Annotated in this window: 1 pseudogene; it reads right to left on the bottom strand. The window is 55.4% G+C overall.

Going from position 1 to position 316, the window contains the following annotated elements:
* Positions 1 to 316, bottom strand: a pseudogene (locus HX855_RS33085) (hypothetical protein); the annotation flags it as partial.

Genomic DNA, 316 nt, shown 5'->3' with positions numbered 1-316 from the left:
CCCTGCCGGTTTACCCGCTCCGTAATACCTGCGTTCGGCCAGCGTGGTTAACGGGGCGCCTAAGATCAAGATCAAAAGCAGAGCAAGAGCACAGCGGCCTACCGGCCGGCTTGAGTGTGGTGAAGCAAAAGCAGAATCAAAAGCTAAAGCGGGCACGGTCAACTGTGGCTTGCCTGCGATGCAGACACCTCGGTCTTTCAGATACACCCAGTTGATGCCATCGCAGGCAAGCCAGCTCCCACAGAAAAGCAGAGCTGCTTCAGCTTCAGATTTGGCTATCGCGCTGGCCTTTGTATTGGTTTCTACCACTGGAGTC

The organism is Pseudomonas sp. IPO3778 (genome assembly GCF_013386825.1).
GTDB lineage: Bacteria > Pseudomonadota > Gammaproteobacteria > Pseudomonadales > Pseudomonadaceae > Aquipseudomonas.
The sequence above is the reverse complement of the archived record's forward strand: the minus strand, read 5'-3'. Positions and strand labels throughout refer to the sequence as shown.